This window comes from Amycolatopsis benzoatilytica AK 16/65 (assembly GCF_000383915.1).
GTDB classification, from domain to species: domain Bacteria; phylum Actinomycetota; class Actinomycetes; order Mycobacteriales; family Pseudonocardiaceae; genus Amycolatopsis; species Amycolatopsis benzoatilytica.
Genome location: NZ_KB912942.1, coordinates 1,378,735 through 1,402,525 on the forward strand (window position 1 = coordinate 1,378,735; position 23,791 = coordinate 1,402,525).

Sequence of the window (23,791 nt, forward strand, 5' to 3'; positions counted from 1 at the left end):
CAGGCCGATCCGGGCGTTTCGGGTCCGGCTCGCCGGGTCCGGTGGCCCCGAGCGGGTGAACTTTCCGAACTTTCTCCGGCATTGGTTCGGCCGACCTGGCCCGCCGGGTGCAGCGGCTCGCAGGTACGGCGGGCTCCTGATTCCGGTGGGGCACGCCGGTTCATCGGCCCGGTCGGGCACCGGCTCGGCTGAGCGCGGCAACGGAGCCGCGCTCCAGTGGTCGCAGCGAGTGACCGGTCTCCTCGACGAAGCTGCGGTTCGCCTCGCCGGTTGCGCTCGGTCAGGCGAGCAGCGCGTCTGCCAGTTCCGGTGCCTGGACCGGCTCGCGCAGCTTCGCCAGCGCCCAGCACTGCGTAACCCGAACGTTCCCTGGCGAGATGCCGAGCGCCGCAACGGTTTCCGCGGACGTCAGGCCGACCACGAGCCGCAGGACCAGGATTTCCTGGTGCAGCTTCGGCAATCCCCGACATCAGCTGGCCGAGCGCGGTGCCGAGGTTGGCGGTGAGCAACCTCGCCGACAGGCTCGGGCTCGGTGGCGGACATGAGGCGTTCCATTCGTGCCGGCGGCCGCCACGATCCTTGCGCGCTCGATCCGGAAAACGACGCGGAGGTTGCGTGCGCGCCGGTGTTGTCCAGGTTCGGTTCGTTGCTGGGCAACGGGATCCACGCCGATCTCGACAGATCTTGGACAACCGCAGTGCGCCGGTGTCGCGAGCGATCCCGGGGCGGTCGGCGAAAACCGATCCGAGAGGGGGTGCGATGAGCACGCACTGACCGGCGGAACTGGCCAGGCAGCGGTGGCTGGCCGGGCTCTCGACGCGGCAGAATCTGGAGCCTGGCCGAGCAATTGCGTCCGCCAGCTTACGAAAAAGCCCGCGGAATCGGTTCCGGCGGGCGCGTCAAGACACCGCCGCACGCAATGCTTCAGCGCGCGGCGGGAACGCGAAAAGATACCTGCCCCAACATCAATCCTGCGGCGATCGGCCTCGCGCGACGTCGTCCAGCCGACCCTGGCGGTGACCGAAGCCCTTCCGCCCGGGGACCTGCGACCCCAGCCCGTGGCCGGCCGAACCGCGAGAGTGGAGGTCGCCGGGAAACCGGCGACCCGCCCGGGCGGCGGCCTGGTTGTCCGCAGGCTCGCGGCCTGGATTGACCCATCGTCGCAAGACGGGGAAGCCGCACCCGGGCGGGCCTTATCTCGGACCTGCCGTCCCGGCCGCACCGGATGGGCCGTGCGACGGCAGAGGTTTCCGCTTCTTCGGTGCACCAGGGAGGACGCACGCGATGACATTGCCTCGAGGGCAAGACCTGATCAGCCTGACCGGCCGGACGGCGATAGTCACCGGCGGTGCGATGGGCATCGGTTACGGGATCGCTTACCGGCTCGCCGAGGCCGGGGCGAAAGTGCTGGTAGCCGACCAGGACGAGGCAGCGGCGAAGTGGGCCGCGACGCGGCTCGAGGACGCCGGTTTCGTCGCCGCCGCGGTACGGGCCGACGTCGCGGACCAGGAGCAGGTGCTCCACATGGCCGACACCGCCGCGAACCGCTTCGGCGGGATCGACATCCTCGTCAACAACGCCGGGATCTACCCGGCCCGGTTGATGATGGACCTGACGGCGGCCGAATTCGCCCGGGTCGTCGCGGTGAACCTCACCGGAGTGTTCCTCTGCACCCAGGCCGTCGCGCGGCACATGATCGACCAGGGCCGCGGCGGCCGGATCGTCACCGTCACCTCGATCGACTCGGTGCACCCCTCGTCGCCCGGGCTGGCCCACTACGACGCGTCGAAGCACGGCGTGTGGGGGTTCACGAAGAACGTCGCGCTCGAACTCGCGCCGCACCGGATCTGGGTCAACGCGATCGCGCCCGGCAGCATCGCCACCCCCGGCGTCGCCGCGCAAACACAGCCTGGAACGGCCGGGGTGGACCTGACCGCACTGCTCGAGTCCTTCGCGGCCAAGGTCCCGATGCGGCGGATCGGAGACCCGGACGACATCGGGCGCGCGGCGCTCTTCCTGGCGTCGGACCTGTCCTCGTACATCACCGGCGCCCAGCTGGTGGTGGACGGCGGCATCTTGCTCACCTGACAGCTGAGGGCCGCTGGCCTTCGCAGGGGGCCGGAAGGCTCTCATCGCCGGGTGCCGCTCCGGGAGACGCAGGCGGCCGAGGGAGGACTATCGCCATGACTTGCCGACAAAACCACATCGGCTCGGCCCGCGCCGCGGCTTCCGCGTCCGGGCGACAGCACACGGAGGCAGCGTGACACGGCCGGCATTCCGCGTCGACGCCGCACGCACCCCGGCTGCCCGCAGCCCGACGCTGGACGAGCTGGACCCGCTCGTCCGGGCCGCCGGACGCAACGACCCGGCGGCGGTCGCGCAGGTGCTGCGACTGCTGCAGCCGGTCATCGTGCGCTACTGTCGCGCCCGCATCGGGGGGCGCGACCTGTCCTATCTGTCCGCCGACGACGTCGCCCAGAACGCCTGCATCGCCGTGCTCAACGCCCTGCCCGCACACCACGACCGCGGCGGCTCGTTCCTGCACCTGGTGTACGCCATCACGGCGAACAAGATCGCCGACGCCTTCCGGGCGGCCGGACGCGAGCGCGCCGATCCGGTCGCCGAGCTGCGCGACGACCCCCAGACCGGCAATGAACCCGAGGCACACGCACTGCGCCTCGACCTCGGCAGCCAGCTGAGCGAACTGCTCGGCAAGTTAGCTCCGGCGCAGCGGGAAATCCTCGCGCTGCGCGTCATCGGCGGGCTCAGCGCCGGCGAGACCGCCGAGGCGCTCGGGATCTCCGCCGGGAACGTCCGGGTCATCCAGCATCGCGCGCTCACCAGACTCCGCGGGATGCTCGGGGAGAAGGAACTCTGATCCGGCGGTTCGGGCCGGGGCGCTCGGCGGTGCGGACAAAACTCGTTGGTCCGCGTCGCTGTCGCACATTCCGGGCACGCCTGCGGGATTCCGTGCTGGTGCTCGACCGCGCCGACCAGGTTCGGTCGCCGTTGCCCGCCGAGCCGGAATGCCGCATCGTCATCGCTGGCCGATCAGGTCTGCTCGTGCTCGACGAGGTCGAGCACGTTCCCTGAGCGTTCTCCCTCGGAAACCGTCGTGTCCTTGGCATCCCCGATCTGAACCCGACCGTTCGCGGGCCGCGGCCCGCCGGGCGGCAGAGTCCGGCTCGGCCGTCGCTGGACAGTGCCAGCCGGGCCGCGGCATCGTCGGCGGTGGCGGCCGGAGGACGTCGTCGTAGCCAGCCATCCGGCGCACCACCAGCCGATGCGCGCGGCGGTTGCCGATGCTGGTCGTGCCCGAGGCGCGGGCGACGCCGCCGAGCCGTGCCGGGTTACGGGTGCGCTGCCTCCTTGGCCTGCTCCGGGCGAGCCGACCGGATGAACCAGGCGCCGACCAGTCCGACCAGGCCGATACAGCCGGAGACCACGAACGCGGTGTGCAGGCCGTCGGCGTCCGGGCTCGTGGCGGCGTGTTCGGCGGTGCCGAGCGTCGCGACACTGACGAACACCGCGGTGCCCAGCGCGCCCGCCACCTGTTGCAGGGTGGACAGAATGGCGCTGCCGTGCGAGTAGAGGTGGTCCGGCAGAGCCGCGAGCGATTCGGTCATCAGCGGCGTCATCATCAGGCCAAGGCCGGCCATCAGGACGATGTGGATGCCGATCACCGCGATCAGCGGCGAATCCGGGCCCAGCACGGAGAACAGCCACAGGGCGGCGGTCATCGCGAGGGCGCCGGGCAGCACCAGCGGACGGGCGCCGACCCGGTCGAACAACGCGCCTACCGGACGGCCCAGCAGTCCCAGGACGAGTCCGCCGGGCAGGACCGCCAGGCCGCTCACGAACGTGGACTTGTGCAGCACTGTTTGCAGGTACAGCGGCAGCAGGATCGCGCCCGCGCCGATCAGGCACATGAACAGGACCGCGCTCAGCGCCAGCGCGACCACGAAGTTGCGATGGGTGAACGGCCGCAGGTCCAGCAGCGCGCGGTTGCGTTGTTGCAGGCGGAGCTGCCGCCATCCGAACACGGCCAGCGAGGCCGCGCCGACGACGATCGGCAGCCACGGCGGCACGAGCGCGGTCTCGGCGGATTCGCCCGCCGACGACAGGCCGTACAGGACGCCGCCGAAGCCGATGGCGGACAGGACCACGGACAAGACATCGAGCGGAACAGCGCGGGTTTCGCTGCCGATCCGCAGGCGCAGCATCCCGACGACCAGTGCGGCCAGCGACAGCGGCAGGACGATGAAGAACATCCAGCGCCAGCTGAGCGACGCCAGCACCGCGCCGCCGATGGTCGGCCCGATCGCCGGGGCGACCGCGATGACGATGCTGATCGTGCCCATGGTCGCGCCGCGGCGTTCGGCCGGCACGAGCCGCATGACGGTGGTCATCAGCAACGGGATCATCACCGCGGTGCCGCAGGCTTGGACGACCCGGCCGGCCATCAGCAGCCCGAAGCCGGGCGCGACGCCGCACATCAGGGTGCCGGCGCTGAACGAAGACAAAGAGAAGAGGAACACCTGGCGCGGCGTGAACCGTTCGAGCAGGAATCCGGTGGCCGGGATGACCACGGCCATGGTCAGCAGGAAACCGCTGGTGAGCCACTGGATGGTGGTCGTCGGCACGGACAGCTCGACGGTGAGGTCGCGCAGCGCGATGCTCAGGATGGTCTCGTTGAGGATCATCACGAACGCGGACAGCACGAGCACGCCAATCAGCAGTCCCGGCTTCGTCTCGGCTCGCGCGGGCGCCTCGCTGGGCGGCGAGGACACGCCGCTCATCGGAGGGCCTCGCCTCGGAGCGGGCCCGCGACGAGCGCGGCCGCCGGAAACAACACGGCGGCCGGTCGCCCGGATGGCGCCGGGCGGGGAAGCACGGGTCTGCGCGCGGCCGCACCGGCGGCCGAGGACGGGAGGGGGGACTGCTGGATGATCACTCGGTCAGGATACGGAGGAGGACCGACAAAACCGGCGCGCTTTTCCCCGCGACCGGCCGGGCGGGCGGCCGGTTGGCGGCTGGATCCGCAGGTGGGCGGTCGCTTTGGGAAATGTGAAAACTCTGGGCGGCTGGCTTCTTCCGCACTGCGCGCGACTGGTTCGGCCTCGCGCGACGGGAGGGGAGGCCGGGGCCGGGGCCGAGTCAGCCGACCGCCAGGGCGCGAACCGTAACCGTCAGGGATTCATCGCGAGCACCAAGAACCCCGCCAGCAACACCAGGTGCACCCCGCCCTGCAGCCGCGTAGCGCGCCCAGGCACCACCGTCAGGACGCTGATGACCACTGTCAGCGCGAGCAGCACGATGTGCGTCTCTCCAAGCCCCAGGAGCAACGGCCCCTTCAGCCACACCGAGGCGAGCGCGATCACCGGAATCGTCAAGCCGATGCTCGCGATCGCCGATCCGTACGCCAGGTTAAGGCTGATCTGCATCCGGTCCCGCCGCGCGGCGCGGACCGCGGCCAGCGTCTCCGGTGCCAGGATCAGCAGCGCGATCACCACACCGACGAACGACTGCGGTAGCCCGGCCGCGCGCACGCCCGCCTCGATCGCTGGCGACTCGACCTTCGCGAGGCCGACCACGGCGATCAACGACAAGAGCAGCAGAACGAGGCTGACCATGGTGGTCTGGAGGCTCGGCGGGTCCGCGTGGTCCTCCTCGCGAGCCTCGCCGTCGGCGTCGACCGGGAGAAAGAAGTCGCGGTGACGGATCGTCTGGGTCGTCACGAAGGTCGCGTACAGCACGAGCGACGCGCCGGCGGCGAAGGCCAGCTGCGGCGCGGAGAACGCCGGTCCGGGGCGGCTGGACGTGAAGGTCGGCAGGACGAGGCTCAGCGTCGCGAGCGTGCCGACGGTCGCTAGCGCCGCACCACTGCCTTCGGGGTTGAACCGGGTTTCGCCGTACTTCCGCGCGCCCACCAGAAGGGACAAGCCGACGATGCCGTTCGTGGTGATCATGACCGCCGCGAAGACCGTGTCGCGCGCCAGGGTGTCGGCTTTCTCGCCGCCGGACGCCATCATCGTGACGATCAGCGCGACTTCGATCACCGTCACCGCGACCGCGAGCACCAGCGACCCGTACGGTTCCCCGACCCGGTGCGCGACGACTTCGGCGTGGTGCACGGCGGCGAGCACGGTGCCGCACAGGGCGATCGCGACCAGCGCGACCGCGATCGGGCCCAGATCCCGGCCGAAGGTGACCGCCAGCAGGATCAGGGCGACCACCGGCAGCAACGTGGTCCAAGACAAGAGATAACTGCGGGCGCGCGCCATGCGCTCACCCTCGCATACCGGACTCCCGGGCGCTGGCAACCCGTCCGCGCGGGGGAGTGTCGCGTCCGAGTGGACGCCGCCGGCCGCGCCTCCGCCGAAATTCACTCGTTCGGCCTACTGATTGCAGGGTTCCGCGGATGGACGGCGGGGTACGCGCGGCGAACGGGGGACCTCGGCAGGAGAGGAGCCGGAGATGACCCGCGAGATGCCGGACATCCGGATGCCGGACAGCCGCTCGATGGGCGGGGACGGCGCGGAGTATTCGTTCTGGCGCGAGCACACGCACATCAACCTGAGTCCGGTGGCGGCGCCGTCGATCCTCGGCCTCGCCGGATTCGCTGTCTCGACGTTCATGGTGGCCGGCAACATGGCCGGCTGGTACGGCAACGGCACGACGACGCCGTTGCTGCTGGCCCCGCTGGCGTTCGCATTCGGCGGTGTCGCACAGTTTCTCGCCGGCATGTGGTCCTACCGCGCCCGCGACGCGCTCGCCACGGTGGTGCACGGGACCTGGGGCGCGTTCTGGATGGGCTACGGGGTGTACCAGCTCTTCGTCGGGCTCGGCGGGCTGCCGTCGACCTCGGCGAGCCCGGTCGCCGCTTCGGCGATCGGCTTCTGGTTCATCGGGCTGGCCGCGATCACCTGGACCGGTGCGGTGGCCGCGCTGGCGGAAAGCCTGGTGATCACGTCGGTGCTCGCGGTTCTCGCCGCCGGGTCGACGCTGCTGGCGATCGGCCTGATCGCCGACGTGGGCGCGGTCCGCACGATCGCCGCCTACTTCCTGCTCGTGTCCGCGGTGCTGGCTTGGTACGCGTGCAGCGCGATGGTGCTCGAAGCGGCGCACCACCGGGTGATCCTGCCGATGGGCCTGCGCCAGCCGCGCCGGGTCCCGGCGGCGCCGTTGCACCAGGCGATTCAGTTCGACCACGGAGAGCCGGGAATCAGGGCCGGACAGTAAAAGGGGGCACCGCTGATGAAAGGGAACACCGCGCTGACCGGACTGCGGACGCGGGACCGGAAGCTGCGAGAAAGCCGGCTGCCGCTCACCGCCGAGTTCATCGCCGGGGTGTGGCTGGTGATCGCGGCGTTCGCCTACAGCTACAGCTACACGCTGTCGGCGGTGGCCGGGTTCTGGAACAGCCTGCTGTGCGGGATCGTCGTGGCCGCGGTCGCGCTGGTCCGGTTCGGCTTGCCGGAGCGGGCGCGCTGGCTGGGAGTGGTCAACCTGGCGATCGGCGCGTGGCTGATCGTGGCTCCGTTCGCGTTCGGTTACCCAGTCGACGGGCATCGTGACGCGCTCCGCACGAGCGCGTTGCTCGTCGGCGTGCTGCTGGCGATTTTCTCGGTCGTCTCGATGACCGTCGCGTTCCGACGGCACAGCGGCGATTTCCGGGAGTAGGAGGACATGTACTGGCCGGTGCTGGCCGTGCTCGCGATCGGCGTGCTCGCCCTGGGCAGCGCGGGGCTGCGTGCGCGCAAGGCGGCCTCACCGAGCCGGAAGGAGACGTTGCTCGGCGCGTGGCTGATCGCCGCCGCGGGCGTGGTGTGGTGGGCGTCGTCGCCTGCCGTCAGCGCGGTGTTCCTGGTGATCGGGGCCGCGGTGGTGTTCGGCGTCGTGCTGACAGACCGTCAGTTGCCGCTGCGCTGAATTGAAGGTTTGCCCCCGGACGGCTCGGGTTATCCGGGGCGAAGTGTGCCGGGCCGCCGCCCGGCGCTCGTCGCGCGCGCGGGAGGTCGATCATGACGCAGCTCAAGCCCCGACCCGTAGTCATCGCGGAAGCGCGGCCGCGCGGGAAGAAAGGCTCGGTGCTGCTCGGCATCCTGCGCACCACCGACCACAAGACGATCGGGTTGCTGTACCTGGGCACCTCCTTCGCGTTCTTCCTGGCCGGCGGCGCGATGGCGCTGCTGATGCGCACCGAACTCGCCCGGCCGGGCCTGCAGTTCCTGTCGCAGGAGCAGTACAACCAGCTGTTCACCATGCACGGCACGATCATGCTGCTGCTGTACGCGACGCCGAACGTGTTCGGGTTCGCCAATTTCGTGCTGCCGCTGCAGATCGGCTCACCGGACGTCGCCTTCCCGCGGCTGAACGCGTTCTCCTACTGGCTGTACCTTTTCGGCGGGTTGATCGTGATGGGCGCGTTCCTCACTCCGGCCGGCGCGCCGGACTTCGGCTGGACCGCGTACACGCCGCTGTCGGACGCCACCCACACGCCGGGCATCGGCGGCGACCTGTGGATCATGGGCCTCATCGTCGCCGGGCTCGGCACCATCCTCGGCGCCGTCAACATGTTGACCACGATTTTGTGCCTCCGCGCGCCGGGAATGATGATGTTCCGGATGCCGCTGTTCACCTGGAATATTTTCTTCACGGCGATCCTGATCCTGATCGTGTTCCCGATTCTGACCGCCGCGCTGTTCGCGCTGGAAGCCGACCGGCGGCTTGGCGCACACGTGTTCGATCCGGCCAACGGCGGTGCGATCCTGTGGCAGCACCTGTTCTGGTTCTTCGGTCATCCGGAGGTGTACATCGTCGCATTGCCGTATTTCGGGATCGTCACCGAAATCATTCCGGTGTTCAGCCGGAAACCGCTTTTCGGCTACCGGCTGATGGTGTTCGCGACGGTGGGCATCACCGCGTTGTCGGTGGCGGTCTGGGCGCATCACATGTTCGCCACCGGCGCGGTGCTGCTGCCGTTCTTCTCGATCATGACGTTCCTGATCGCGGTGCCGACCGGGATGAAGTTCTTCAACTGGATCGGCACCATGTGGCGGGGCGCGATCTCGTTCGAATCGCCGATGCTGTGGTCGATCGGGTTCATGGTCACCTTCCTGTTCGGCGGTCTGACCGGGGTCATCCTCGCCTCGCCCCCGCTGAACTTCCACGTCACCGACACTTACTTCGTGGTCGCGCACTTCCACTACGTGCTGTTCGGCACGATCGTGTTCGCCACTTTCGCCGGGATCTACTTCTGGTTCCCGAAGATGACCGGCCGGATGCTCGACGAGCCGCTCGCGAAATTGCATTTCTGGACGACTTTCATCGGCTTCCACACGACGTTCCTGGTGCAGCACTGGCTCGGGGTGGAAGGAATGCCGCGCAGGTACGCCGACTACCTGTCCTCGGACGGGTTCACGGTGCTGAACACGATCTCCACGATTGGTGCTTTTCTGCTCGGCGCCTCGGTGCTGCCGTTCATCTGGAACGTGGTGAAGAGCTACCGATACGGCGAGAAATGCGAAGTGGACGATCCATGGGGTTACGGCAATTCCCTGGAGTGGGCGACGTCGAGCCCGCCGCCGCGGCACAATTTCACCGAACTGCCCCGGATCCGTTCCGAACGGCCTGCCTTCGAACTGCACTATCCGGAGGCGGTGCAGCGGATGAGGGAGGAGCAGCACGTCCATTGGGGGCGGCGGGACAAGGTCGACGCCTGATCAGCGCTGCCGGAAGCCGGTGATCGGCGCGCGCCCGGCCCGCCGATCAGCTCCGCTGCTGCCGGAACTCGTCCAGCACGCGCCGTTCCCGCTTCGTCGGACGGCCCGCCCCTCGCTCCCGGCGGGCGACCGGGATCGCCGCTTCCGGCGGCGGTTTCGGGGTGCGGTCGATCAGGCAGGTGGCCGCGACTGCCGCGCCCACGCGTTTCTGGATGACCTGGACCACCTCGACCACCCGGGTCGTCGTGCCGATCCGGGCGCGGACCTCATCGCCGGGGACGACCGTGGTCGCCGGTTTCGCCGGACGGTCGTTCACGCGCACGTGGCCACCCCGGCAGGCGGCAGCGGCGTCGGCGCGCGTCTTGGTCAGCCGGACTGCCCAGAGCCAGCGGTCGATCCGGGTCGATTCCATGCGTCCATCATGTCGCGTCCCACCGCCAGCGCGCGCCGAGGATCCCCGGCGTCACGGCGGTCGACACGACGTGCGCCGGGAGACCAGCGGTCACCGGCAGTTCGGCGACCGCGGTCTCCGGCCCGCCCGGCGAGTCGAGCCGGTAGGCGTGGCAGGACCGCGGTTCGTCACCGGCCGGAAAGTGCAGTTCCATCAGGTGCTCGTGGACGGCGTTGCGGAACCGGCGCTCGTAGAAGGGCTCGGGCCGGTCGTCGGCGAACTCGAACTCGTACTCGGCGATCGCGGTTTCGCCCCGGTCGAGGCCGCGGCCGAGGACGAGTTCGCTCACCGTGTACCCCTCGTCGGCCAAGGTTTCGGTGCGCCCGGGCGAGCAGTAGCGGGTGCGTGCCAGCCGCGGCGGGCAGCCCGGCCCGGCTCCGTACGCGGTGACCAGCCGGACCTGTGTGTCGTCTTCGGTCGCGCGCAGCACCTCGCGCACTTCCAGCCGGTCCAGCCGCCGGTCCGCGCCGACGTGCACCGCCTCGTGCAGGCTCACCACCACCAGCGCTGACCGCTCGTCCGCCTCGAACGAGCTCAGCACCCGCAGTACCGGGTTTCGCGTGCCCCACAGCCGTTCCCATCGCACGACCGGCACCGGCGGCGGTCCCGGATCGCGGTCGAGCAGCCCGGTCAGCGAGTCCGGCGGCAGGTCGAGCACCTGCTCCAGGATCCGCACCGCGGCCCGGGACCGGGCGCGGCCGGGCGTGGTGCGGCCGGTGCGCCAGTAGCTGAGCGTGGTGGTGCTGACCGCCGCGCCGGCCGCGGCGAGCCGGTCGCGCACCCGGTCCAGCCCGAGCCCGCGCCGGTCGATGGCCAGCGTCAGCGCGCGGCTGAACGGCCCGTCCGCCAGCGCGTCGGCCAGCTGGTCCGGCGGCACGCCGGGACTTGTCGAGAACACCTTCGTCCTCCTCGGATCGCCCCCTCCCATTCCGCTGCCGGAAGGGGCGATCCGCAACCGTCGAAGGTCGGGTGTTGGCCGGTCAGCGGGCCGACTCGGCGATCGGCTCCTGGAGTTCGACGACCCATTCGCGCTCGTCGCCGGAAGTGTGCAGGTAGGTCTCGCGCGGGAATCCTTCGGCGCGGTGCCCGTGCTCGTCGGTCCACCGGGCCAGCTCCTGGTAGCCGGCCAGGACGCCGCTCATCGGGCCTCGGTGGAGCAGCGTCGCGGCGCGGGCGGCGGGCAGCTCGGCCACTTCGAGCCCGTTCGGCTCGGAGACCGCGCCGGACACCGGCAACGCGGCGTGCACGACGATCGGATCGTCCTCGCGGGCCGGCTTCTCGTAGTAGCAGACGAGCGGACCGGCCGGAGCGGCGTCGGAGCCTTCGAGCCGGCGGCCCAGTTCCTCGCAGAGCGGGCGCACGACCGGGGTGATCGCCTCCGGCGAGAAGCTGTCCACGGTGGCGGTGAGCCGGACGACGCGGGTCGCGGGGAGGTCTTTGACGATGATGTCGGACATGGCGTGCTCGCTTTCCAGCGTGCGGAGTCTCGCCTCGACCTCGGCAAGCCGGAGCCGGTCGGCGGCCAGCTGCTGCGCCAGCTCGGCGCGGCGCAGCAGCAGCATCCCGCGGACCTGCTCGGGCGTGACCTGCTCGGCCAGCAGTTCGCCGACCTCGCCGAGACCGAAACCGAGCTCCTTCAGCGCGACGATCCGGTTGAGCGTGGCCAGCTGGTCCGCCGAGTAGGAGCGGTAGCCGGTGTGCGGGTCGACCCGGGCGGGCCGGAGCAGGCCGAGCGCGTCGTAGTGCCGAAGCATCCGGACGGAAACCCGGCCGTGGCGGGCGAATTCTCCGATGGTGAACATGACCTCCCCAGCACACGCTCTGCCCCAGTGTGAGAGTCAAGTGTGCCTTCCGGGCCGGGAGCGGGCCGGCCCCCTGCGCCGACCCGCTCCGGCGGCCCCCTCGTCCCCCGACGAACGAGGGGGCCACGTCGGTCCGCCACCCTCCAGATACGGACCGGCGCCGGTCTTCGCGGCTCCCGCGAACGGAACAGCGCAGTCGGCGGGTCGTGACGGCGGTCGCCCGGAAACTCCCCCGAACGGGTTACCGGGCGTTGGTCCGTACGCTGGTCCGGGTGAATCGCACGGACCGGTTGTACGCGCTCGTCGAGGAGCTCCGGGCGATCGCGCCGCGCACTCGGACCGCCGCCTGGCTGGCCGGCCGGTTCGAGGTCAGCGTTCGCACGGTCGAACGCGATCTCGGCGCGTTGCGCGAGGCCGGCGTGCCGATCTGGACCGAGACCGGGCGGTCCGGCGGCTACGGCCTGGACCGCGAACGGACGTTGCCGCCGCTCGCGCTCACCGCGGAAGAAGCCATCGCGATCACCGTCGCGTTGCGTTCGGCCGCCGGTTCGCCGTTCGCCGCGGCCGCGCAGTCGGCGGCCCGGAAGGTGCTCGCGCGGCTGCCGACCGATGTCCGCGACGCCGAACAGCACTTGGCCGCCCGGTTGCACCAGGTCGGCGAGCCGGCGCCGCCGGTGGCGCACGGCGGGCTGATCGTGTCCGCGCTCGCCGCCCGGCGGGTCGTCCGGCTGTCCTATGTGGACGCCAAAGGGCACTCGACGGAACGGGCGTTGGAGCCGCTGGGGCTGCTGCGGGGCCCGGCGGGCTGGTACCTCCTGGGCTGGTGCCGGCTGCGCGACGCAGTGCGCGGCTTCCTGCTGGACCGCATCGGCGAGGTCGAGTTGACCGGTGAGCGGGTGCGGCGGCGCGAGGTGGACCTGGACGCGGAGCTGGCCCGGATTTCGGCCCGGCCGCTCGCGCAGTGACCTGCGCCACCGGGGCGGGAAACACCGACAGGACGGTGTCGCCGATGCCCGCGATCGTCATCGCATGGCAGAAAACCTGAACCCCGAAGAGATCCCCGCCCTCTGGTGCCGCATGTGGAACGAGGACGCAGCGCTCGCGCACCGGCTCCTCACCGACGACGGCAGGCAGTGGTCGGGCGCCAAACCCGGCCTCGACCCGCTGGTCGGCCCGGCCGACGCGGAGGCGTTCATCGCGAAGTACCAGCAGGACGTCGGCAACCGGTTCGTCCCGCGCACGCTCGTCGTCGACGGTGCCGACCGGCTCGCCTTCACCTGGGACGTCACCCGCCGCGACGGCGTGGTGATCACCGGTGCCGACATGTTCGTACTGGCGGGCGGGAAGGTCGCCCGGAACTGGACGATCCCGTCGCCGGACGGCCGCTCCGCGGTGGGGGACGGGCCGGGCGCGGGCAGCCTGGACCGGGACGAGCTGATCGCGCTGGCGAAGAACGCGCATCCGTGGCGGGGCGAGCTGGCGGCGGATCCGGCGCGGCAGACGGTCGCCGGGGTGTGGTCGGACGGCGTGCGCGGCGGGATCTCCGTGCTGGTCGCGGTCGACGGACGGGCCGACCGCGAGTGGGTAGTGCCGGGGACGCGCAGGCTGCCGTGAGCCCGAGGGCATGATGGCGGCATGGCGAACCGGGTTCTGCTGGCGGACGACGACCGGGCGATCCGCGAGTCGCTGGTCCGCGCGCTCGAGCTGGAGGGCTACGAGGTCAGCGAGGTAGCCGACGGCGTCTCGGCGCTCGCGACCGCGCGGCGGGAGGAGTTCGACGTCCTGATCGTCGACGTGATGATGCCCGGCGTCGACGGCCTCGGCGTGTGCCGCGTGCTGCGCGCGGACGGCGACCGCACTCCGGTGCTCATGCTGACCGCCCGGGTGGAGACCGCCGACCGAGTCGCCGGTCTGGACGCCGGAGCCGACGACTACTTGCCGAAACCTTTCGAACTGGACGAGCTGCTCGCCCGGCTCCGCGCGTTGCTGCGCCGCAGCGCCGACCCGGGCGAGCAGGCCCAGCGCGTGGTGCGGCTCGCCGGGCTGGCGGTCGACAGCGGCGCGCGCCGGGTGTGGTGGCACGACACCGAGGTGCCGTTGTCGAAGACTGAGTTCGACCTGTTGGAGCTGCTGGTGCGCAACGCCGGGATCGTGCTCGACCGCGGCACGATCCACCAGCGGATCTGGGGCTACGAATTCGGCCCGGAGTCGAAGAACCTGGCGGTGTACATCGGCTATCTGCGGCGGAAGCTGGAGCAGGCCGGCGCGGACGAGCTGATCCGTACCGTGCGCGGCGTCGGCTACGTGGTGCGGCCGTGAACCTGCGGGGGAAGCTGGCCGTCGCGTTCGCCGTGGTCGGCGGGGCGGCGGCGATCCTGGTGGGAGTGCTGGGCTATCAGACGAGCTCGCACCGGATCCGCGCGGAGCTCGACCGGTCGCTGCTGAACACCGCGGCGCAGGTCGCCGCCGGCGGGGTGCAGGTCCTCGCGCCGAGCCCGATCACCCGCGGCCCCGGCGACGACGACCACGACGAGGCGCAGCCGATGGTCGCCCAGTCGATCGCCCCGGACGGGACCGTGCGGCGGATCGGCGGGCGCCCGGTAGACCTGCCGGTGACGGCGGACGATCGCGCGCTGACCTCCGGCACCCGCTATACGGACGTAACGGTCGGATCGGACGGCTACCGGGTGCTGACCGTCGCGCTCGGCCCGGACCGCGGGTCGCTGCAGCTGGGCATCGACACCGACGAGACCCGGCGCGTCCTCGGCGATCTCGCCGAGCGGATGACCTGGGTGAGCGTCGCGGTGCTGGCCGGCGCCGCGCTGGCGGGCTGGCTGATCGCCCGCCAGATCACCCGGCGGCTGGTCCGGCTCACCCGGCTGACCGAGGAAGTGAGCGCGGGCAGCCGGCCCGGGATCGGCGTACCGGACCGCGGCCGCGACGAGGTCGGCCGGCTGTCCGCGTCGTTCGCGGAGATGCTGCGGCGGCTGGCCAGCGCCAGAGAGGACCAGGAGCGCCTGGTCCAGGACGCCGCGCACGAGCTGCGGACGCCGCTGACCAGCCTGCGGACCAACGCGAGCGTGCTGCGGCGGTTCGCGGAGCTGTCTCCGGACGCGCGGCAGCGGCTGCTCGCGGACGTGGACGGGGAGACGCGCGAGCTGACGCATCTGGTCGAGGAGCTGGTGGAACTCGCCACCGGGCAGCACGACGACGAGCCGCGGCAGCCGGTCGAACTGCGCGAGCCGGCGGAGCGGGCCGCCGAGCGGGTGCGCCGTCGATCGGGACGGGAGATCTCGGTCGACGCGGACGGAACGACCACCGACGGACGGCCGAAGGCGCTCGAACGGGCGATGACGAATCTGCTGGAGAACGCGGTGAAGTTCGGCGGCGGGCCGGTGGCGCTGCGGGTGCGCGACGGCCGGGTCGAGGTGGCCGACCGCGGGCCGGGGATCGCCGAGGAGGACGCGGACCGGGTGTTCGACCGGTTCTACCGGGCCGCGGACGCCCGCTCGCTGCCCGGTTCCGGGCTGGGCTTGGCGATCGTGCGGGAGGTCGCGCGCTCGCACGGCGGTTCGGTGTTCGCCGGTCCGCGCGACGGCGGTGGAGCGGTGGTCGGATTCACCGTCGCTCTTACCGGATTCATACCTTGATCTTGCCCGCGGTTAACGGCGTTCGGCCAGAGTGAGGGGTGCTGGTTCGATCTTGTCCTGGAAGGCGTCATGACGACTGTCAACGGCTTGCCCGCCCACATCCTGCTCGTGCACGCGATCGTCGTGCTGCTGCCGCTTTCGGCATTGCTGCTGGTCCTGACCGCGTGGCTGCCCGCGGTACGGCGGCGCCTCGCCGGCGCGAACGCGATCTTGTCGGTGCTCGTGGTCGTCCTCGTGCCGATCACGACGGACGCCGGGGAGTGGCTGGAGCGGAGGGTGGCGCGGACGGCGTTGCTGCGTACGCACACCGAGCTGGGCGACACGGCGGTGTGGGCGGCGATTCCGGTGGCGCTGCTGGCGTTGGCGGTGTGGTGGCGGCAGCGGGAAGCGGCGGCCGCCCCGGTCGCCGGGGCACGGGGCACTGCCGGAGCCAGTGCCGTCGGCGGGCAGCTGCCGGGTCCGGACGGCGCGCAGGCGACCGGGTCGGTCGCGACCCGAACGGAGAGCGATTCCCGCCCCGCCGCGTCCGGGCGACGCACCTTCCTGGCTCCGGCGTCGAAGGCCGTCAGCGTCACCTTGATCGTGCTGTCCGTCCTGGCCGCCGCGGCGGCCTGCTACGACATCGTCCGGATCGGCGATTCCGGCGCGCAGGTCAGCTGGCAGGGCAAGTTCCAGCAGAACGCGGCACCGCGCGAGCACTGAGACCGCTTGACTGAAAGTCCGTGAAGGGCCCCTTGAGGGAATCAGATTCCGACTTGTATGTGGTGACCGGTTGGATTGGCTGGCTGATCACTGGTCGTAGTCTGCCGGAAGTGCCGGGCTGGGATCGCTCGTGAGATTCCTGCCGCCCTTGTGCGGGCTGGCTCGTTGAGGGTGTGTGTCCTGGTCCGGCACCGGCTGCGGTCTGACTCAACAGAGGTTCGGGCACCACAAGCTGAAAGTCGGAATGTCGACCGCGGTTTCCCGTATCTGACGAGGAAGGAACGCGGTTGATGGTCGTGATCGGAGTCGACCCGCACAAGTCCAGTCACACTGCGGCGGCGCTCGACCCGGGCAGCGACGCGACGCTGGACACCGTCCGCATCGACGCGGCATTGCCGGAATACCGGAAGCTGCTGGTCTGGGCCCGGCGGTTCGGGCAACGCCGCTGGGCGGTGGAAAACGCCTGGGGGCTCGGCCGTCATCTGGCGCAGTGGCTCACCGCGCGGGGCGAGACCGTCGTGGACGTCCCCGCGACCGCGACCGCGCGGGTGCGGCAGCTCTCGCGGGGCCGCCGGAAGAACGACGCCCTGGACGCCGCGGCGGCGGCCAGCGTGGCAGCGCTGCAGGGCGACGGGACCCCGGTGACCGCCGAGGGGCTCTCGACGGTGCTGGGGATGCTCGACGAGCGGCGGACCAACCTCACCCGGCAACGCACCCGGACGGTCAACCAGCTGCACGCCCTGCTGCGCGAACTGATGCCCGGCGGCGCACCCGCCGACCTGACCGCCGGCCAGGCGGCCGCGATGCTGGCGCGGGTCCGGCCGGCCTCTCCGGCGGAGCAGGCCCGCAAGGACCTCGCGCGGGACCTGGTCGCCGACATCCGCGCACTGGACACCCGTGTGAAGACGAACCAGAAGCGCATGCAGCAGGCCGTCGCCGATTCCGGCAGCAGCCTGCCCGACGTCGTCGGCATAGGCCCGGTGGTGGCCGCGCGGCTGATCGGGCGCACCGGTCGCGCCTCGCGGTTCCCGACAGCAGCGGCCTTCGCCGTCCACGCCGGCGCGGCGCCGATCGAGATCGCCAGCGCCGGCACGGCGCGGCACCGGCTGTCGCGCCAGGGCGACCGCAAGCTGAACAATGCCCTGCACACGATCGCCTTGACCCAGGTGCGCATGTCCGGAACCAGAGGACGCCTCTACTACGACCGCAAGATCGCCGAGGGCAAGACTCACAAAGAAGCGATGCGCTGCCTGAAACGCCGTCTGGCCGACCACGTCTGGCGAGTCATGATCGCCGACCAGCGCCGGCAGACACGAGCGGCGGGCCCGGGAGGACACGCGGGGGCGACTCTGACATCCAGCGCGACCAGCCCTACCCCGACGGCCGGCTCTTCGGACAAGTCACTTCCCGGACCCGCCAACCACAACTCTACGACACCGAACCCAGCAGCTTGACAAACACAGAGGAACCCTCAAGGGGCCCTTCACGGACGGGTCAGGCGGGGTCAGGCGCCGATCCGCCGCTCGAACCCGTCCGGCACGATCAGATCGTCCCGGCTGAGATCCCGCACGCTGCGGTGCCCGAGCGCCAGCAGCGTGGAATCGATGCCGTTGCGCAGCACGTCCAGGACGTTCTCCACACCGGACTGTCCGCCCGCGGCCAGGCCCCACAGGTACGCGCGTCCGATCAGCACCGCGCGCGCTCCGAGCGCCAGCGCCTTCACCACGTCGCTGCCGCGGCGGATTCCGCCGTCCAGCAACACTTCCACCTCGTTTCCGACCGCTTCCGCGACCGCTGGCAGCGCGCGGATCGTCGCGGGCGTGCCGTCGAGGTTGTTGCCGCCGTGGTTGGACACCGAGATCGCGCTGACGCCGGCGTCGACCGCGCGCCGCGCCTCGTCGACCCGGTACACGCCCTTCAGCAGGAACGGCCCGTCCCACTGCTTCCGCAGCCAGCTCACGTCGTCCCAGGTCGGCGGCGCGGTCTGCATCCACTGGCCGTAGGCGTTGAAGAACGTCGGCACCGGGCTGCCCGGCTCGGCCATGTTCGGCACGCTGAGGTCGGGCAGTTTCCGGGTGCGCGCGTAGGCGAGCAGCCAGCGCGGGTGCAGCATGCCCTCGGGCGCGAACCGGAGGAGCTCGCGCAGGGTGAGCTTGTCCGGGATGTGCGGGCTGCCCCAGTCGCGGCTGTGCGAGAACGACCAGTCCAGGGTGAGGACGATGCCGACCGCGCCGGCCGATCGAGCGCGCTCCAGCCGGCCCAGGATGTCGTCGCGGGTGCCGGTCCAGTAGACCTGGAAATAGGTGTTCGGGTTGGCCGCGACCACCTCCTCGATCGGCTTGCTGGCGAACGACGACAGGCCGATCGAGGTGCCGCGCGCGGCGGCGGCGCGAGCGACGGCGACCTCGCCGTCCGGGTGCACCGCCTGCACGCCGGTCGGCGAGATCAGTACCGGCAGCGCGACGTCGCGGCCGAGCACGTTCGTGCTCAGGTCGCGTTCGCCGGGCAGCCCGGCGGTGCGCGGGGCGAACCGGAGCTCGTCGTAGGCGGCCAGGTTGTCCTGCAGCGTCAGGCCCTTTTCCGACCCGGCGATCAGCGCCGAGTAGACCGACGACGGGAGCCGTTTCTTCGCGCGCCGTTGCGCTTCCGCGACGGACTCGAACCAGGTGGTGCTCATTGTTTTCCCTTCCGGTCGACGCGCAAGGGGCGCCAGGTGATGCGCGGCCGCAGCGGGACCGCGGTCCGGTGGTTTAAGCAGCCCGCCCACACCCCGGCGCCATACGCGAGGTCGTCGGCGATCGCGCCGGCGGTGTAGCGGAACGGATCCAGGCCGGGCCGGTTCTTGGCCCAGGCGGTCAAGGGGGGTCCGGCGAGCAGCGACGCGATCGCGGCTCGCCGTCCCCAGCGCCGCCGCCCTCCGGGCAGGAGCAGCGCGGCGAGCAGGGGAGCGGCGAATTGCGTGCCGTAGCGGCCGAATCCGAGCCAGGTTTGGCCGACCGCGGTCGCCATCGCCGGAACGACGCCGTTCGTGGGCACGTCGCCGCGCCGGAGGGCGCGGGTCATGCTCAGCACCGCGCCCGCGAACCCGGCCGAGGCGAGCAGCGGACGGCGGGCGAGGAGCGCGGCGGCGGTCAGCGTCGGCCAGGGGTGCAGGACGAGCGGGGCCATCGCGTCCGGGCGGCGCAGCGCGAGCGGGGCGGCGGATGTTCCGTAGCTCGCACGCCGGCGCAGGACAGCTGGCCAGCCGGCCGGTTCGTGGTGGTCGACCTGCGCGGACGGCTCGTAGCGGAGCCGGAATCCGGCGTCGTGCAGCCGCCAGCCGAAATCGACGTCCTCGCCGACGCGCATCTCCGGATCGAAGGCAACCGAAGCCATCGCGGACCGGCGGACCAGGAGCGCGGCAGTGGGCACATAGGACAGCCGGGTGCCGGGGGCGACGCGGGCGGGCGCGGTGCCCATGTCGAGGCTGCTCGCGGCGCGGCTGTAGCGGCCGGCCCAGGTGCCCGGGGCGAGCGGGCGGATGCGCGGGGCGACGGCGGCGACGAGCGGGTCGGCGAAGTGCCCGGCGAGCCGGTCGATCCAGTCCGGCGACGGGACGCAATCGCTGTCCAGGAAGGCGATCAGGCTGGTGGACACGTGGTCCAGCGCGGTGTTGCGGGCCGCCCCGGGGCCGCCGTTGACATCTCGGCGGACGAGCTTCGCGCCGTGCGCGGAAGCGATGGCGGCGATCGCGGCCGGGTCGGCGGAGCCGTCGTCGACCACCAGGACCGGGTAGCGGCCGCCGAGACTGTCGAGTCCGCCGAGGCAGCGGTCGAGCAGTTCGGCGCGGTCGAGGACCGGGATGACGACCGTCGCGTCGGCGGGCTCGGCAGGCGCAGGCGGTACGGGATGCGCGAAACCGGCGTCGGTGAGCAGCCGGGCCAGCGTGCCTTCGGCGGGGGTGGCGACGGGATGGTCGGCCAGCCGCTCCCATGCGGCCCGCCCGGCCTTGGTCAGGCGCAGTACGCGAGCCGGGGAGCCGCCGAAAAGCAGGCCGTCGGCGAGTGTTTTGACGCTCGGGTCGAGCATCAGGCGGAATCCGGCGGGCAGGGGAGTGGTCACAGTGCCAGACCTCCGTCGACCGGGACGACCGCGCCGGTCATCGCGCTGCTCTCCGGACTGGCCAGGAACGCCAGCACAGCAGCGACTTCGGCGGGGTCCAGCAGACGGTGCATCGGCTGCTGAGCGGCGAATGCGCGGGCTTCCGGAAGGTCGTAGAGCCGGGCGCTTTCGGCCAGGATCGGAGTGTCGGTGGAGCCGGGGCTGACCGCGTTGGCGGTGACGCCGGAGTCGCCCAGTTCCGTGCCGAGCGCGCGAATCAAGCCCGCGACGCCGGATTTCGCCGCGCAGTAGGCGGCGAGCATCGGCAATCCGCGCGTCGCGGCGGCGGACGCTACGGCGAGAAACCGGCCAGAGCGCGGCTTCGGCCGGTTCAGCAGGGCCGGGATCGCGACCCGGGCGAGGTTCAGGACACCGCGGAGATTCACGTCGAGAACCGCGTCTTCCTGTTCTGGCGGCATTTCCCATAGCGGTGCCCCGCCGCCGATCACTCCGGCGGCGGCGATGGCTGCGTCGAGACCGCCCCAGCGCTGTTCGGCTTCCGCGACGGCTTCGGCCAACCGGCCTCGGTCTCGGACATCCGCGCGGAATTCCGCTGCGGTACCACCGGCCTCGCGGATTTCAGCGACCACTGTGGACAGTTGCTTCGCGGTGCCGAGCGGATACGGCAGAGCCGGGTCGTCGTCGGCGAGGTCGACCGCGAGCACGGCCCAGCCCTGCGCGGCGAGCTTCTTCGCGGTGGCGGCGCCGATGCCGCGGGCCGCGCCGGTCACCAGAGCGGCCTTCATCGCACCACCGCCGAAGTCCAGTCCCGCACGTGCGCGACCAGCTGCGCCGTGAGGTCATCGAGCAGGTCCCGGCCTTCCTCCGCGCCAGCCCCGGTGGGATCGCCGAGCACTCCGGTGTCCGTCACCGCTCGAACGCCGCCGTCGCGAAGAAGCGGGAGCAGGTCGCGCAGCGGACGGCGATCGCCGGGCACCGCGCGGTCCATCTGCACGGCCTCCGGGTGAAGCGCAAGCTGCAGAGCGGTTTCCGGCCGTCCGGCGTGCGGATCACCTTGCCAGCGCGGCTCGAACACCGACACGTCCCGAGACTCCGCGCGCAGCTTCGCGACCGCACGGGTCACCGCCGCCGCGTTGCCGCCGTGCGCGGACACGAAAAGCAGCCGCTCGAACGTTTCGCAGGCCGACCGGCCGAGCTCGATCAGCAGAAACTCCGTCGCCGCTTGCCCGATCGACAGCGTCCCGGCGAACCCGGCGTGCTCGCCGCTCGACCCGTAGGGCAGCGCGGGCGCGACGAGCACGTCCGGCCGGTGCTCGGCGAGCCGGTCGCACAACGCGGTCGCGATGTCCGTGTCCGTGCTCAACGGAAGGTGCGCGCCGTGCTGCTCGGTAGCCCCGAGCGGGACGGCGAGGAGCGCGCCGGACGCCGCCCGCGAGGCGACGTCCGGCGACGGCAGATCCGCCAGCCGCACGTCAGCGGCCCGGAGCGAACCCGGCGAGCGGGTTTTCGTCGCACGCCCGTTCCGGCGGACGGCGCATCCCGATGCTCACCGGCACCGGCTTGCGCTTGCGGTGCGAGTGATCCAGCGACGGCTTCGGCGCGCTGCCCGCCGCGACGCCGGCCAGCGCGCGTTCGCCGTGCCCGCGCACGCATTCCGGATCGGGACCGTCGAGCGGCAGGCCGGTGAAGAACTTCGCCGCCATGCACCCGCCTCGGCAGGCGTCGAAGGCCGAACACGACGTGCACGCCCCGCCGCTCTGCGGGCTGCGCAGCTCGGTGAACAGCTCCGATTCCTGCCAGACCCGAGTGAACCCGCCCTCGCCGCGGGTGTTGCCGGCGAGGAAGGTGTCGTGGATGGCGAACGGGCAGGCGTAGACGTCGCCGACCGGGTCGACCAGGCACACCACCCGGCCCGCGCCGCACAGGTTCAGCCCGGGCAGTCCGCCGTCGCCGTAGCCGGCGAGGTGGAAGAACGAATCGCCGGTCAGCACGTTCTCGCCGTGCGCGACCAGCCAGTCGTACAGCTCGCGCTGTTGCTGCGCGGTCGGATGCAGTTCGTCCCAGACGTCCGCGCCGCGGCCGGACGGGCGGAGCCGGGTAAGCCGCAGCTGCGCGCCGTAGCGGTCGGCGATCGCCTTGAACGCGTCGAGCTGCCCGGCGTTCTGCCGGGTCACCACGACGGAGATCTTGAAGTTCCCGAATCCGGCCGCGGCCAGGTTCTCCATCGCCCGGATCGCGGTGCGGTAGGAGCCGGGGCCGCGGACGTGGTCGTTGACCTCCTCGGTAGCCCCGTCCAGGGAGATCTGGACGTCCACGTAGTCGCTGGCGGCGAGCCGCTTCGCGACGTCCTCGGTGATCTTGATGCCGTTGGTGGAGAACTTGACGCCGACGTGGTGCTCGGTCGCGTAGTCGACCAGTTCCCAGAAATCGGGGCGGACAGTGGGTTCGCCGCCGCCGATGTTCACGTAGAACACCTGCATCCGCTCGAACTCGTCGATCAGCGCCTTGCACTCGGCGGTGCTCAGCTCGCGCGGGTCGCGCCTGCCGGACGAGGAAAGGCAGTGCACGCACGAGAGATTGCAGGCGTAGGTGAGTTCCCAGGTGAGGCAGATCGGCGCGTCGAGGCCGTACTGGAATTCGTCGACAAGCGACATCACACGCTCCTCGGCTGGATCATGTCCGACGCCGCGAGGGCGGCGAGGGCGGCGCGGTAGCGGGGCAGCTCCGCGGGCGTGACCCCGGCCTGCGCGCAGGCGGCGCGGGCGGAGGGATGGTCGATCAGGGCCTGCACCGCGGCGAGCATGGTGCGGCTCTTGAGAAAGGACAGCCGGCGAGTGCCGAAGTGATACAGCAGCGCGCCGAACCGCTCCGGCCGGATGGAGACCCGGCTGTCCAGTTCCCAAGCACCGTCCAGATCGAACGCCGCGGCGGTGCGGTCAGTAGACACCGCACATGCCGTCGATCGAGACTTCTTCGACCAGCAGTTCCTCGGCGACGACGGCCTCGTCGGCGCTCGCTTCGGCGGTGGCGGTCGGTTCGTTCATCGTGACTCCCTTGGCACGTCGACGATATTTGGCACTTAGTGCCGAATGTGTTCGAAACAATACTGTCACCAAGTGCCAGAAGCAATGGCCCAGCCCGCGGAGGTACCCGAATGGCGGACCGGGCCGGCCTTCGCCGCAGGTCGGCGGGGTGCGGCCGGCTTTCGCGGGTGCGCTACGACGGTGCCGACTGGGAACTTCGGCCGGCCGCGGCGGCAGTCGAAGCTGGCCGTCCAAACAGGACTCGACGGCGGTGGAGGGTCGACGCGCGCCTGGGCGGCGGGCGATGGCAGCGGGACCGGGCACGCGCCCGCGCCGA

General features: G+C 71.3%; 26 protein-coding genes. 13 read left to right on the forward strand and 13 right to left on the reverse strand.

What is annotated here, in order from left to right; all coding sequences use genetic code 11:
* Window positions 1-280 precede the first annotated feature (280 nt).
* Window positions 281-460, reverse strand: a complete 180-nt coding sequence (locus AMYBE_RS0106655) for a sigma factor-like helix-turn-helix DNA-binding protein (RefSeq protein WP_020658572.1) — start codon at window positions 458-460, stop codon at window positions 281-283.
* 824 nt (window positions 461-1,284) lie between these two features.
* On the opposite strand from AMYBE_RS0106655, the gene AMYBE_RS0106660 reads away from it, so the two are divergent.
* The 3 genes from AMYBE_RS0106660 to AMYBE_RS46590 all read left to right on the forward strand — a co-directional run bounded on the left by AMYBE_RS0106660 (window position 1,285) and on the right by AMYBE_RS46590 (window position 3,093).
* Window positions 1,285-2,088 carry an SDR family NAD(P)-dependent oxidoreductase gene (locus AMYBE_RS0106660; protein ID WP_020658573.1) on the forward strand — a complete coding sequence of 268 codons (804 nt, stop codon included), beginning with the start codon at window positions 1,285-1,287 and terminating at the stop codon, window positions 2,086-2,088.
* Between the two features lie 172 nt (window positions 2,089-2,260).
* Window positions 2,261-2,878, forward strand: coding sequence for an RNA polymerase sigma factor ShbA (gene shbA, locus AMYBE_RS0106665; protein ID WP_020658574.1), 618 nt, complete (start codon window positions 2,261-2,263; stop codon window positions 2,876-2,878).
* 92 nt (window positions 2,879-2,970) lie between these two features.
* Window positions 2,971-3,093, forward strand: a complete 123-nt coding sequence (locus AMYBE_RS46590; protein WP_020658575.1) for a hypothetical protein — start codon at window positions 2,971-2,973, stop codon at window positions 3,091-3,093.
* Between the two features lie 257 nt (window positions 3,094-3,350).
* Here AMYBE_RS46590 and AMYBE_RS0106675 read toward each other — a convergent pair whose 3' ends face one another.
* Complete coding sequence (locus tag AMYBE_RS0106675; RefSeq protein ID WP_020658576.1) at window positions 3,351-4,799, reverse strand: MDR family MFS transporter; 1,449 nt, start codon at window positions 4,797-4,799, stop codon at window positions 3,351-3,353.
* Between the two features lie 390 nt (window positions 4,800-5,189).
* Window positions 5,190-6,284, reverse strand: a complete 1,095-nt coding sequence (locus tag AMYBE_RS0106680) for a calcium:cation antiporter (protein ID WP_020658577.1) — start codon at window positions 6,282-6,284, stop codon at window positions 5,190-5,192.
* 193 nt (window positions 6,285-6,477) lie between these two features.
* On the opposite strand from AMYBE_RS0106680, the gene AMYBE_RS0106685 reads away from it, so the two are divergent.
* The 4 genes from AMYBE_RS0106685 to ctaD all read left to right on the forward strand — a co-directional run bounded on the left by AMYBE_RS0106685 (window position 6,478) and on the right by ctaD (window position 9,725).
* Complete coding sequence (locus AMYBE_RS0106685; protein WP_020658578.1) at window positions 6,478-7,242, forward strand: acetate uptake transporter family protein; 765 nt, start codon at window positions 6,478-6,480, stop codon at window positions 7,240-7,242.
* A gap of 15 nt (window positions 7,243-7,257) precedes the next feature.
* Window positions 7,258-7,683 carry an SPW repeat domain-containing protein gene (locus AMYBE_RS0106690; RefSeq protein WP_020658579.1) on the forward strand — a complete coding sequence of 142 codons (426 nt, stop codon included), beginning with the start codon at window positions 7,258-7,260 and terminating at the stop codon, window positions 7,681-7,683.
* Window positions 7,684-7,689: 6 nt separating this feature from the next.
* Window positions 7,690-7,932: a hypothetical protein gene (locus tag AMYBE_RS0106695; RefSeq protein ID WP_020658580.1), complete on the forward strand. Its 243-nt coding sequence runs from the start codon at window positions 7,690-7,692 to the stop codon at window positions 7,930-7,932.
* Window positions 7,933-8,024: 92 nt separating this feature from the next.
* Window positions 8,025-9,725 (forward strand): aa3-type cytochrome oxidase subunit I, encoded by a 1,701-nt coding sequence (ctaD, locus tag AMYBE_RS0106700; protein WP_020658581.1) that lies wholly within the window; start codon window positions 8,025-8,027, stop codon window positions 9,723-9,725.
* Between the two features lie 46 nt (window positions 9,726-9,771).
* Here ctaD and AMYBE_RS0106705 read toward each other — a convergent pair whose 3' ends face one another.
* The 3 genes from AMYBE_RS0106705 to AMYBE_RS0106715 form a co-directional block, all read right to left on the reverse strand.
* Window positions 9,772-10,137: an RNA-binding S4 domain-containing protein gene (locus AMYBE_RS0106705; RefSeq protein WP_020658582.1), complete on the reverse strand. Its 366-nt coding sequence runs from the start codon at window positions 10,135-10,137 to the stop codon at window positions 9,772-9,774.
* Window positions 10,138-10,144: 7 nt separating this feature from the next.
* Window positions 10,145-11,074: a hypothetical protein gene (locus AMYBE_RS0106710; protein WP_034286801.1), complete on the reverse strand. Its 930-nt coding sequence runs from the start codon at window positions 11,072-11,074 to the stop codon at window positions 10,145-10,147.
* 82 nt (window positions 11,075-11,156) lie between these two features.
* Window positions 11,157-11,978: a MerR family transcriptional regulator gene (locus tag AMYBE_RS0106715; RefSeq protein ID WP_020658584.1), complete on the reverse strand. Its 822-nt coding sequence runs from the start codon at window positions 11,976-11,978 to the stop codon at window positions 11,157-11,159.
* A 272-nt stretch (window positions 11,979-12,250) separates the two neighbouring features.
* Between AMYBE_RS0106715 and AMYBE_RS0106720 the strand changes: the two genes are divergently transcribed.
* The 6 genes from AMYBE_RS0106720 to AMYBE_RS0106745 all read left to right on the forward strand — a co-directional run bounded on the left by AMYBE_RS0106720 (window position 12,251) and on the right by AMYBE_RS0106745 (window position 17,784).
* A complete protein-coding gene (locus AMYBE_RS0106720) occupies window positions 12,251-12,943 on the forward strand; it encodes a helix-turn-helix transcriptional regulator (protein WP_027927433.1) in 693 nt (230 codons plus the stop codon).
* A 64-nt stretch (window positions 12,944-13,007) separates the two neighbouring features.
* Entirely contained in the window at window positions 13,008-13,592 is a 585-nt protein-coding gene (locus AMYBE_RS0106725) for a nuclear transport factor 2 family protein (protein WP_020658586.1), read from the forward strand.
* A gap of 21 nt (window positions 13,593-13,613) precedes the next feature.
* Window positions 13,614-14,297, forward strand: a complete 684-nt coding sequence (locus tag AMYBE_RS0106730) for a response regulator transcription factor (protein WP_020658587.1) — start codon at window positions 13,614-13,616, stop codon at window positions 14,295-14,297.
* Complete coding sequence (locus AMYBE_RS0106735) at window positions 14,294-15,628, forward strand: HAMP domain-containing sensor histidine kinase (protein ID WP_020658588.1); 1,335 nt, start codon at window positions 14,294-14,296, stop codon at window positions 15,626-15,628. Before AMYBE_RS0106730 ends, AMYBE_RS0106735 begins: the two co-directional genes overlap by 4 nt.
* 69 nt (window positions 15,629-15,697) lie before the next feature.
* Window positions 15,698-16,330 carry a DUF2231 domain-containing protein gene (locus AMYBE_RS46595; RefSeq protein ID WP_020658589.1) on the forward strand — a complete coding sequence of 211 codons (633 nt, stop codon included), beginning with the start codon at window positions 15,698-15,700 and terminating at the stop codon, window positions 16,328-16,330.
* Between the two features lie 290 nt (window positions 16,331-16,620).
* Window positions 16,621-17,784 carry an IS110 family RNA-guided transposase gene (locus tag AMYBE_RS0106745; protein ID WP_020658590.1) on the forward strand — a complete coding sequence of 388 codons (1,164 nt, stop codon included), beginning with the start codon at window positions 16,621-16,623 and terminating at the stop codon, window positions 17,782-17,784.
* A gap of 50 nt (window positions 17,785-17,834) precedes the next feature.
* Here the strand turns inward: AMYBE_RS0106745 and mftD are convergent, their stop codons facing one another.
* Genes mftD through mftA form a run of 7 tightly spaced genes read right to left on the reverse strand, consistent with a single transcriptional unit; the run spans window position 17,835 to window position 23,475 of the window.
* Window positions 17,835-19,007 carry a pre-mycofactocin synthase MftD gene (mftD, locus tag AMYBE_RS0106750; RefSeq protein ID WP_020658591.1) on the reverse strand — a complete coding sequence of 391 codons (1,173 nt, stop codon included), beginning with the start codon at window positions 19,005-19,007 and terminating at the stop codon, window positions 17,835-17,837.
* On the reverse strand, window positions 19,004-20,431 hold the full coding sequence (gene mftF, locus AMYBE_RS0106755; protein WP_020658592.1) for a mycofactocin biosynthesis glycosyltransferase MftF: 1,428 nt from the start codon (window positions 20,429-20,431) through the stop codon (window positions 19,004-19,006). The genes mftD and mftF overlap by 4 nt, the downstream gene beginning before the upstream one ends.
* Window positions 20,428-21,216, reverse strand: coding sequence for a mycofactocin-coupled SDR family oxidoreductase (locus AMYBE_RS0106760; protein WP_020658593.1), 789 nt, complete (start codon window positions 21,214-21,216; stop codon window positions 20,428-20,430). Before AMYBE_RS0106760 ends, mftF begins: the two co-directional genes overlap by 4 nt.
* Window positions 21,213-21,902 carry a mycofactocin biosynthesis peptidyl-dipeptidase MftE gene (mftE, locus tag AMYBE_RS0106765; RefSeq protein ID WP_020658594.1) on the reverse strand — a complete coding sequence of 230 codons (690 nt, stop codon included), beginning with the start codon at window positions 21,900-21,902 and terminating at the stop codon, window positions 21,213-21,215. Before mftE ends, AMYBE_RS0106760 begins: the two co-directional genes overlap by 4 nt.
* Window position 21,903: 1 nt before the next feature.
* On the reverse strand, window positions 21,904-23,085 hold the full coding sequence (gene mftC, locus AMYBE_RS0106770) for a mycofactocin radical SAM maturase (protein WP_020658595.1): 1,182 nt from the start codon (window positions 23,083-23,085) through the stop codon (window positions 21,904-21,906).
* Window positions 23,085-23,378, reverse strand: a complete 294-nt coding sequence (gene mftB, locus AMYBE_RS0106775; protein WP_020658596.1) for a mycofactocin biosynthesis chaperone MftB — start codon at window positions 23,376-23,378, stop codon at window positions 23,085-23,087. Before mftB ends, mftC begins: the two co-directional genes overlap by 1 nt.
* Window positions 23,368-23,475 carry a mycofactocin precursor MftA gene (mftA, locus tag AMYBE_RS0106780; RefSeq protein WP_020658597.1) on the reverse strand — a complete coding sequence of 36 codons (108 nt, stop codon included), beginning with the start codon at window positions 23,473-23,475 and terminating at the stop codon, window positions 23,368-23,370. The genes mftB and mftA overlap by 11 nt, the downstream gene beginning before the upstream one ends.
* Window positions 23,476-23,791 lie beyond the last annotated feature (316 nt).